General features: G+C 59.4%; 9 protein-coding genes and 2 pseudogenes. 8 read left to right on the top strand and 3 right to left on the bottom strand.

The genetic code is table 11. From position 1 onward, the window contains the following. Positions 1–846: transcriptional regulator CynR (cynR, locus tag FHT73_RS28995; protein WP_183716495.1), on the bottom strand; the 846-nt coding region annotated here is incomplete at its 3' end. 111 nt (positions 847–957) lie between these two features. Between cynR and FHT73_RS28990 the strand changes: the two genes are divergently transcribed. The 3 genes from FHT73_RS28990 to FHT73_RS28980 all read left to right on the top strand — a co-directional run bounded on the left by FHT73_RS28990 (position 958) and on the right by FHT73_RS28980 (position 2690). Beyond that, positions 958–1617: a carbonic anhydrase gene (locus FHT73_RS28990; protein ID WP_112413013.1), complete on the top strand. Its 660-nt coding sequence runs from the start codon at positions 958–960 to the stop codon at positions 1615–1617. A gap of 31 nt (positions 1618–1648) precedes the next feature. Then, positions 1649–2119 carry a cyanase gene (gene cynS / locus FHT73_RS28985; protein ID WP_183716493.1) on the top strand — a complete coding sequence of 157 codons (471 nt, stop codon included), beginning with the start codon at positions 1649–1651 and terminating at the stop codon, positions 2117–2119. 106 nt (positions 2120–2225) lie between these two features. Continuing rightward, complete coding sequence (locus FHT73_RS28980; RefSeq protein WP_112610397.1) at positions 2226–2690, top strand: DUF1348 family protein; 465 nt, start codon at positions 2226–2228, stop codon at positions 2688–2690. A gap of 433 nt (positions 2691–3123) precedes the next feature. On the opposite strand, the pseudogene FHT73_RS28975 reads toward FHT73_RS28980, so the two are convergent. Next, positions 3124–3528, bottom strand: a pseudogene (locus FHT73_RS28975) (IS30 family transposase); the annotation flags it as partial. Positions 3529–3976: 448 nt separating this feature from the next. After that, a complete protein-coding gene (locus FHT73_RS28970) occupies positions 3977–4888 on the bottom strand; it encodes a LysR family transcriptional regulator (RefSeq protein WP_183716497.1) in 912 nt (303 codons plus the stop codon). Positions 4889–5015: 127 nt separating this feature from the next. On the opposite strand from FHT73_RS28970, the gene FHT73_RS28965 reads away from it, so the two are divergent. The 5 genes and pseudogenes from FHT73_RS28965 to FHT73_RS28945 form a co-directional block, all read left to right on the top strand. Continuing rightward, positions 5016–5495: a carboxymuconolactone decarboxylase family protein gene (locus tag FHT73_RS28965; RefSeq protein ID WP_112413166.1), complete on the top strand. Its 480-nt coding sequence runs from the start codon at positions 5016–5018 to the stop codon at positions 5493–5495. Between the two features lie 131 nt (positions 5496–5626). Further along, positions 5627–6541 (top strand): MBL fold metallo-hydrolase, encoded by a 915-nt coding sequence (locus FHT73_RS28960; RefSeq protein WP_183716491.1) that lies wholly within the window; start codon positions 5627–5629, stop codon positions 6539–6541. Between the two features lie 161 nt (positions 6542–6702). After that, positions 6703–7455 (top strand): SDR family oxidoreductase, encoded by a 753-nt coding sequence (locus FHT73_RS28955; RefSeq protein ID WP_183716489.1) that lies wholly within the window; start codon positions 6703–6705, stop codon positions 7453–7455. Between the two features lie 60 nt (positions 7456–7515). Beyond that, complete coding sequence (locus tag FHT73_RS28950; protein ID WP_112610476.1) at positions 7516–7932, top strand: cupin domain-containing protein; 417 nt, start codon at positions 7516–7518, stop codon at positions 7930–7932. 73 nt (positions 7933–8005) lie between these two features. After that, positions 8006–8201 (top strand): annotated as a pseudogene (locus tag FHT73_RS28945) (mechanosensitive ion channel family protein); the annotation flags it as partial.

Genomic DNA, 8201 nt, shown 5'->3' with positions numbered 1-8201 from the left:
AAAGGCCCGCGCCGCCGCGCTTCTGTATGCGTCTTTACGCTGCATCAGAACGGCCGTGCGCTGCAAGCGCACGGGATCAAGCGCAATGGCGACCAAGTCCTGATGGGCAAATGCGATCGTTGAAGGCAGGAGCGTCGAGAGCCGCGTCCTGCGGACGATTTCGATCACCGCGCTGATCGAGTTGGCCTCTATCTGTACTTTGGGGCGAATATCGTGCTGGCGGCAGAAGCGATCGATCTGTTCGCGCGTCGCGAACTCTGCGCTGAGCAGCAACAATGACTCGGCGCTCAGGGTCTCAAGCCCGATCGACGTTTCATTCGCAAGGGCATGACCGGTACTGACGACCAGGGCGAGGGATTCCACCAGCAGGGGGTCGATATCTATGTCCGCTGTCAGTGTGCCGGCGAACGCGATCCCGATATCGACCTCATCAGACAGGAGCAGGCCCTCCATATGCTCCTGGGACATCTCCCGTACGTTGACGGAGATATTCGGATAGCGACTGTAGAACGCCTCGACGAGGGGTCCGACCAGATAGGTCGTGAAGGTCGGTGTCACCGCAACGCGCAGCGCACCACGGCTGAGGTCGTTAACATCGTGGATAGCGCGCTTGGCTTCCCGGAACTCCTGCGATGCGCGGCGCACGTATTGAAGATAGACCTCTCCGGAATCCGTCAATCGTGTCGTGCGCCCTGATCGGTCGAACAATTGCACGCCGAGGCTTTCCTCCATCAACCTGACTTGCTGCGAAAGCGCCGGTTGGGAGACGTGCAGGGCGTCTGCAGCCCGCGTGAAGCTCTCATGCTCCGCCACTGCGAGAAAATAACGAACCTGTCGAGCAAGCATGGTCGAACCTATAAGATTATCTAATCCACCCCATAATAAACGAGACTTTTACATTATGCGACGCCTTCCGTAGCCTTCTCCTCAACAAATCGAGGAACGGAGATTGCAGCGATGAAGGACATTATTGAGGGCTTTCTGAAGTTCCAGAGGGAGGCCTTTCCTGAGCGGGTTAAACTGTTCAAGGATCTGGCAAATCAGCAGAACCCGCGGGCTCTGTTCATTTCCTGCTCGGACAGCCGGCTGGTGCCCGAACTGGTTACCCAGCGCGAGCCGGGCGACCTCTTTGTCATCCGAAACGCAGGCAATATCGTCCCGTCCTACGGCCCCGAGCCGGGTGGCGTTTCCGCCTCGGTCGAGTATGCCGTCGCAGCGTTGCATGTCTCCGACATCGTGATCTGCGGCCACTCCGACTGCGGCGCGATGACCGCCATCGCGACGTGCAAGTGCCTGGATCACATGCCCGCCGTGGCCAGTTGGTTGCGTTACGCGGACTCTGCCCGCGTCGTGAACGAAGCCCGCCAGCACCAGGATCAGCCCGCCAAGGTCGCATCGATGGTGCGCGAAAACGTCATCGCCCAGCTCGCCAATATCCAGACCCACCCATCGGTGCGGCTGGCCCTCGAAGAGGGGCGCGTCGCGCTGCACGGCTGGATTTACGACATCGCGAGCGGCCTTATCGAAGCTTTCGATGGCAGCAGGGGCGCCTTCGTCTCCCTTGCGGACAATCCCGACGTCCAGGCCATCAAATATCAAGCCAGGCGCGTTGCCTGAACACTGCATTCCAAGCAAGGAGAGGATACCAATGCTACAGTCCCAAGCCACACAGACCACTCGCCAGGACCTGACGGAAGTCATCCTCGCATCAAAGCTCAAGAAAGACCTGACCTACGCCCAGATCACTGAGGGCACCGGTCTGTCGGAGGCCTTCGTCACCGCCGCCCTGCTCGGCCAGCATCCGCTTCCGGCGGACGCCGCCAAAGCCGTGGGTAAGAAACTCGGCCTTGACGACGACGCCGTCGCCCTGCTGCAGACAGTTCCGGTCCGCGGCAGCATCGGGAACGGTCTGCCGACCGATCCGACCATCTACCGCTTCTACGAAATCGTGCAGGTCTATGGGACCACGCTGAAGGCTCTGGTCCACGAAAAATTCGGCGATGGCATCATCAGCGCCATCAACTTCAAGCTGACCATCGACAAGGTTGAAGATCCGGAAGGCGGTTCGCGCGCCGTGATCACGCTGGATGGCAAGTACCTCCCGACCAAGCCGTTTTGACCGCGCTATTCGTATGCAACGCCGCACTTTCATTACCGCGATCCCCGCTGTGGCCCTTGCGGGCTCCGCGCTTGCCGCAACCGCTCAAAATACGAAAGGAAACACCATGACACGTCCCCCACTCCCCCCGTTCACCCGAGAAACTGCCATCGAAAAGGTTCGCCTGGCCGAAGATGGCTGGAACACGCGCGATGCGGCGAAGGTCGCTCTGGCCTACACGCTCGATACGCGCTGGCGTAACCGGGTCGAATTCGCCACCAATCGGGAAGAAGCCCGGGCTTTCCTCGAGCGCAAGTGGAACAAGGAACACGAATATCGGCTCATCAAGGAACTGTGGGCCTTTACGGACAACCGCATCGCTGTACGCTACGCTTACGAATATCACGACGACAACGGGCAGTGGTTCCGCGCGTATGGTAATGAGAACTGGGAATTCGCAGAGGACGGCCTGATGGCGCACCGTCACGCATCCATCAACGAAATGCCGATTGCTGAAAGCGATCGGCTGTACCATTGGCCGCTCGGCCGCCGTCCGGATGACCATCCGTCGCTGAGTGACCTGGGCCTCTGAGCGACGCCCCAGTTCCTGTCGATCGCGCCAGTGCTCCGCTCGCACTGGTGCGATTTGCTATCATAATGTGGACCTTGACGTTCCCCAAGGCGCACGCCCACACAGGTTCGCAATCCGTTACCGTGCGGCAAATCAGATTCGCAACGACGCTCGTAGTTGATATTTCCCAGCCAGCAGTCTCGGCATGCATCGACGGCGCGCGGCGGTAGATTCTAAGACTGTGAACCACTTGTTCGACGACAGCAACGCAGGCGCAGAGCAGTCATCTCGCCTCGGCTGCAAAGCGACATTCTAAAGATCACGACCCAAACTCAATAAAATCGGATCCGTATGATGTGAAGGGATCAGAACCGCTGCTTTCGCGCCGCATCCCACATTATCAATGACTGGAGAAGCTCCCAAGTGCATCACGCCTATTTTGCAGGGTAGGGGATCACGCCTGATCCTGCAAATGCGCCATGAACACCTCGGCCGGCGTCTTGTATCCAAGGCATTTACGGGGTTGGTCGTTCAGATGGCGAGCGAGTTGAACCAGCCCCGATTGCGGCACTTCGGCCAGATTTGTGTCGCCTGGCATGAAGCGGCGAATGCGCTTGTTGCCGTTTTCGACCGCACCTTTTTGCCACGGCGCGCTGGGATCGCAGAAACAACTGCATGCGCCGATGCCATCTCCCAAAGCCCTGAAGCCGGCAAACTCGGTGCCGCGGTCAAAGGTGAAGCTCTGGCGTGCAAAGGCTGGCAAAGGCGAGAAGGCTTCGATGATCTTGTCCATGATCGGCCGCGAATGCCGGCTTGGGTTCTTGATCGTCACGGTGTAGCGGCTCTTTCGCTCGACGAGGTAATGAAGGCGACGGCGGTCGGCGAGGGTCAATTGCGAATAGCAGCGGGACATGCGAAAATCTCCAAAGTGAAGCCATTGAAATCATTGGCATGTTGCACTTGAACATAGATATACCACTTAGGCATCCGTGATCTGGCATAGTCTATGATATGGAAGCATGCCCAGCGCCCATCATAGTGACGTCGGCACCCATCGTCTTCTCCATCAAAACTTGGCGCTCGCTTAAGACACAAGTTTTGCTACCCGTTAAGACAACGCCATCGCATGAGGAAACAGAGCGTGAGGCCGATACGTCCGTCAGCCTGGAAGGCTCCCCTGTCACAGCTCATTCGAACCCCATGGCTTGCCTTTAGGTGTGGCCGAAACCGGTTTTTACAAAGCGGTCCGATTTAAAGCTTTCGATGGCATGCCTGCCAAGCAACGCAAAAACGCGTCATCAACACAATCAATGAGAAGACGCGGGCGCCATCAGCGGATCCCTGCCGACTATCTCAATCAGGAAGTCGAGGACCGTCCTGATGCGCAACGGCAGGTTCCGACGCGAGGGGTAGACGACGCTAATGGCGACCCGGCTCGGCGGAAAGTCTGGCATGACGTTTATCAACCTGCCGTCCTCGATGTCGGGCCCGACAAGAATGTGGGAAAGTACGGCAATCCCATTGCCAGCCAGCACGGCACGGTGGACGGCAAGCGCATTGCTGGCGACGAGGCGCGGCGCGATCCGCACGCTAACGTCCTCGGCACCATTGGAGAACGACCATGCCCGGCCGTTTCCGGCGCGACTGTAACAGATGCAATCATGAGTACTGACATCGTCGGGATTTTTCGGTGCCGCCCTCTCTCGCAGATAAGAAGGCGCAGCAACGAGAAAGGCCGTCGTCCACCCAATTCTGCGGCACATCAGACTGCAGTCCGCGACCGTTCCAAGCCTTACCTCGAGATCGATCCCCTCTTCGACCAGGTCGGACGGTTCCTCGCGAAAGAGCAAGTCGACGGAAAGTCCCCGATGGCGTTCGAGCAGCGTCCCGAGTCGATCGCTGACGTAAAGCCCGAGCGGCGTCGGCAGAGCCAGTCGTACCTTGCCGGCCACGCGCCCACCATCACGACATGTGGTTTCACTAAGCGCCTCGACCGCTTCGATGACCTTAAGTGCCATCGGGATAATCTGCTCCCCCTCGGCCGTCAACGCCAGCGCGGTGGTCGTGCGATGCAGCAGACGTGTGTTGAGATGCGCCTCCAGCGCCGAAACCTGGCGTGAAACAGCAGGCTGCGTCAGCCTGAGATCAATCGCTGCGGCAGAAAAAGAGCCAGTCTCCACCACCCGCATGAATGTTTGCAATGCGCATACGATATCCATCCCCACCCCATACTTTTCGGCATAGGCCTTATGTTCGAACCTTAGCCCGGAAGGGCTTTACTGTCCAGATATTAAGGATATCTTTTATCCATAAGGACATTTAATATCCTTAATAACGGAGGCGACCATGACACAGCGTTTGAACTATGCCCAGCAATCCCCGGAACTCTTCAGGAAACTCTCCGAACTCAGCATGGCCCTGAAAGACAGCGCCATCGAACAGAAGATCCAGGATCTCGTTCATATCCGCGCATCGCAGATCAACGGCTGCGCTTTCTGCCTGGACATGCATGTCAAGGAAGCCAAGATCCACGGCGAGAGTGAACTCCGGCTCTACCACATTGCCATCTGGCGGGAATCCAACCTCTTCATTCCTCGCGAACGCGCTGCACTCGCCTGGACGGAAGCGGTGACGAAACTGCATGAAGGTGGCATTCCCGATGAGCTCTACGAGCGCGTGCGCGGCCAGCTTTCCGAGAAGGAAGTTTCCGATCTCACCTTCGCGATCATGGTCATCAATGCCTGGAACCGCGCCAGTATCGCCTTCAAGACCGTGCCCGGCTCGGCCGACAAGGCCTACGGCCTCGACAGGGCCGGCCTCAACTAAGCCTTTCATAGAGGGCTTCAGCAAACGATGCGCGGCCGTTCAGGCGGCCGCGACCAAGACTCTCATGACAATCGTTTCAACCGTGGAGCCGGCCCAATCGGTTCCAAGATCTCGATCAACAGGAGACAAACATGGACCTGGACACTTCTCGTCCCGCTAAATCAAACCCTGACGAGCTGGTTCCGTCGCGCTACGCAGTACGGATCGGCGATATCGAGGTACTGATAATCAGCGACGGCGTACTACCGCTGCCAACGAAGATGCTGGCACATAATGCCGACCCGACCGAGCGCGCGGGCTGGCTGAACGACATGTTCCTGCCGCAGGACGCTTTCGACTGGGCGCTGAACGCGGCCGTGGTGCGCAGCGGCAAGCAAACCATCCTCATCGACGCCGGCCTGGGACTGGACCCGGAGTTGAACCTGCCGCGCGCCGGACAATTGATCAAGCGACTGGAAGCCGCCGGCATCGACCTTGGATCCGTTACCGACGTGGTGCTGACCCATATGCATATGGACCACGTTGGCGGGCTGCTCGTCGACGGGGTGAAGGAGCGGCTGCGTGCAGACCTCAGGATCCATGTGGCGGCGGCAGAGGTCAAATTCTGGGAGGCGCCCGATTTCTCTCATGTGTCCATGCCACCCGGCTTCCCGGACGCGCTTCGAGCGGCCGCCAAGCAGTTCAGAAAAGAGTACGACAGCCACCTCAGATTGTTCGATGATGAGTACGAGGTCGCGCCGGGTGTGGTCGTCTCCCGAACCGGCGGCCACACGCCCGGGCACAGCGTGGTCCGAGTCGCCTCCGGCAAGGACCGGCTGATGTTTGCCGGCGATGCCGTGTTTGCGGTCGGCTTCGAGCACCCCGACTGGTTCAACGGCTTCGAACACGATCCGGAAGAAGCTGCGCGCGTGCGCGTCCGTCTTTTGCGGGAGTTGGCCGAGACCGGCGGACTTCTGGTGGCCACCCATATGCCCTTCCCCTCCGTCGGCCATGTGGCAGCCGACGGCGATGTTTTCCGTTGGGTACCGGTGTTCTGGGACTACTAACTCCCTGGCGAGCGAGTGCCGGGCCGGCGTGCACCCGTCAGGGAGCACCCGGCTCGGCCGAGCGGATGCAAGGCTTGATCAGAACCGGCCCGACCTGCAACCCATCACACAGAAATGAACGAACAATGCGGCGCGCAAAGCGGCCGCAAATGGAGAAGCTTATGAAAATCGTTATCATCGGCGGAACCGGCCTGATCGGTTCGAAGACGGCCGACCGCCTTCGCAATCAGGGCCATGAGGTCATCGCCGCCGCACCGAACACCGGCGTCAATACGATTACCAGCGAAGGGCTCGCCGAAGCATTGGTCGGCGCTTCCGTCGTCATGGACCTCGCAAACTCGCCGTCCTTCGAGGACAAGGCCGTGCTCGAATTCTTCGAAACCTCGGGCCGCAATCTGGCGGCAGCGGAAAAGACGGCTGGGGTGAAGCATCACATCGCCCTTTCCATCATCGGCGTCGATCGTCTGCCCGAAAGCGGTTACATGCGCGCCAAGGTCGCACAGGAAAAGATCATCCGCGACTCCGGCATTCCCTACACGATCGTCCATTCGACGCAGTTCATGGAATTTTTAAGCGGCATCGCCCAATCCGGCACGGTCGGCGATACGGTGCACCTGTCGCCGGCCTACGTGCAGCCGATCGCTTCCGACGACGTCGCCGACAACATGACCGTCGTCGCGAACTCGGCGGCAATCAACGGCATCGTCGAGATCTCCGGTCCGGAACGTGTCCGCCTGAACGAACTCGTTGCGCGCTATCTGAAGGCCATGGGAGATGCCCGCAAGGTCGTGGCGGATCCGGAAGCCCGCTATTTCGGCGCCCGGCTGGAAGACGGCTCGCTCGTGTCCGACGGCAATCCGCGCCTCGGCCGCATCACCTTCGAGCAATGGTTCGCAACCTCCGCCCGCAAGTGAATGAACACGGTGCATCGCCGCAGGCGCCGCACCGCCCAGCTCTCAAGAAAGGAATTCGAGATGATCAAGTCAATTCTCGGCCTCGCCCTAGCCGCGCTACTGTCCACCAATGCCGTTGCACATGATGCCGGCGAGAAGGATGCCAAGGTCACGCTCGTCTACGAGCATCAACTGCCGAACGTTCCCGGCAAGAGCATCAAGGGCGTCCTCGTGGAATACGGTCCCGGAGGCTTTTCCTCGGGCCACACCCATCCGGATTCGGCCTTCATCTATGCGACGGTCCTGGAGGGTGCGATCCGCAGCCAGGTCAACGACGGCCCGGTCAAGGTTTTCAAGGCCGGCGAGAGCTTCTCGGAAATGCCGGGCGACCGCCATGGTGTCAGCGAGAATGCCAGCAAGGCCAAGCCGGCGAAGCTGTTGGCCGTCTTCGTCGTCGACACCAACCAAAAGGAACTGACCTTCCCGATCAAGAAATAGCTGGATGCGGGACTGGCGCCGCAGGCGCCTGTCCCTTCCCGGTTTCAGGAAATCATCGTCGGTGAACCCCATCATGTTTGGCGAACATCATTTTCTATCGCTCGTCCTGATCAATCTGCTCGGGCTGGCCGGCATTCTTATCTGGCATATCCAGGGGCGCCGTCGCCCGACCGCGCGCCTCGTCGTGCAAATCCTGTTCTTTTGCTGCATGAGCCTCGTGCTCTGGCTTGCCGGAATCTCGCCTTATCACTTTGATTACGACGAGCTTC

This window comes from Rhizobium sp. BK098 (genome assembly GCF_014193155.1).
In the GTDB taxonomy this organism is placed as follows: Bacteria; Pseudomonadota; Alphaproteobacteria; order Rhizobiales; family Rhizobiaceae; genus Rhizobium.
Note: the sequence above shows the minus strand (reverse complement) of the source record. Positions and strands in the feature narration are given on the sequence as shown.

Coding starts and splice junctions, on each gene's coding strand:
- FHT73_RS28990 (WP_112413013.1), top strand. CDS start 958: ATGAAGGACATTATTGAGGGCTTTCTGAAGTTCCAGAGGGAGGCCTTT.
- cynS (WP_183716493.1), top strand. CDS start 1,649: ATGCTACAGTCCCAAGCCACACAGACCACTCGCCAGGACCTGACGGAA.
- FHT73_RS28980 (WP_112610397.1), top strand. CDS start 2,226: ATGACACGTCCCCCACTCCCCCCGTTCACCCGAGAAACTGCCATCGAA.
- FHT73_RS28970 (WP_183716497.1), bottom strand. CDS start 4,888: ATGGATATCGTATGCGCATTGCAAACATTCATGCGGGTGGTGGAGACT.
- FHT73_RS28965 (WP_112413166.1), top strand. CDS start 5,016: ATGACACAGCGTTTGAACTATGCCCAGCAATCCCCGGAACTCTTCAGG.
- FHT73_RS28960 (WP_183716491.1), top strand. CDS start 5,627: ATGGACCTGGACACTTCTCGTCCCGCTAAATCAAACCCTGACGAGCTG.
- FHT73_RS28955 (WP_183716489.1), top strand. CDS start 6,703: ATGAAAATCGTTATCATCGGCGGAACCGGCCTGATCGGTTCGAAGACG.
- FHT73_RS28950 (WP_112610476.1), top strand. CDS start 7,516: ATGATCAAGTCAATTCTCGGCCTCGCCCTAGCCGCGCTACTGTCCACC.